The 1,097-nt window shown below is 49.8% G+C and carries 1 protein-coding gene; it reads right to left on the bottom strand.

Going from position 1 to position 1,097, the window contains the following annotated elements; all coding sequences use genetic code 11:
- A partial coding sequence (locus tag ACRC27_RS11840; protein WP_438639952.1) for a hypothetical protein occupies positions 1-929 on the bottom strand: 929 nt, incomplete at its 3' end.
- Positions 930-1,097 lie beyond the last annotated feature (168 nt).

The raw sequence follows: 1,097 nt of genomic DNA on the forward strand, positions 1-1,097 counted from the left end.
TTTTGGACTCGGCTTTGAATATTGAGCCGCAAAATACCCAAACGGGTACCGTTCATTTCCCACCAAAGACGGCGCAATGGCGAGAAGGCACTACGGGGTATTTTTCGCTCTCGGCAAAATTCATCAATCATGCCGTTAAAGGTGATTGGCGCTGGCTCATCAAGAGCCTCAGGGCCTTCATCCATATAGCGGCGGATCATTTCCCATTCACTGGCACCAATTTCTTTGCTCAGCGTACCGACATTGATCCCTGACCAAAAATGCCCCGGTCTCTCATCGGAATTGATACCAAAAAACAACGTTGCCATCGTCATTACACCACTGGTGGATACTGCGGAACCTTCCCCGACCATGGCGCACATCTCTTCCCACGGAAAAATTCGCACTTCAGTTTTTTTAGCTCGCTTATCCCAGCGCGATAGCATCACCTCGCGGCGTTGGCGATGAAAGCGAAATGGTAACACTCGGTGCAATTGTTGCTGATGCTCCCAAATCAGCTTTACAGTCATATACAGCGCAAAACCGGGCCCCATGCCCAGCAATAGAACTGCGCCGAATAAATTCATCCAACTGAACTCCATTCGCCACTGGCCTGGGCCGATCCACACCTCTTGATAGTTCCCAGCCCAAACACCTACCCAGCCTTGCCCACCGCTAATACCATGATCATATGAACCTGGCGCGCCCCAAAAAAGCACGGCGAAAGATGTTAACCCTATCACCCAAACCATATAAAAAAGCTGAGTTTGGAATAAAGACCCCCCAGCGCCCCCTATTTCAATATAGTGGTCGCATTTTTTAGTGAGCCAATCAGCTCGCCGTACAGGTGGAACATTGGTCATGACCGGTAACGGACTAAAAACAGTGCGGGCGCTAAGGCGCTCTTGCCGGTGCTGTCCGGCAAAAAAAGGTAATACAGGTTTTTTCATCAATTAATCTCAAATCAATTCAATAATGGCTGTAACAGTGCAGTGATCTTGCTACGATCTAAAGGGTACTTATCATCCTCCTCCACCGGCTTGGCCTGTCGCCAGCCCGGTGTGCCCCCTGCCAAATTAGCCTCTTCCAGCCCTTGTAACTGCCATGAATTTAGCGAG

It is taken from the genome of Plesiomonas sp. (assembly GCF_051650925.1).
GTDB lineage: Bacteria > Pseudomonadota > Gammaproteobacteria > Enterobacterales > CAMTGL01 > Plesiomonas.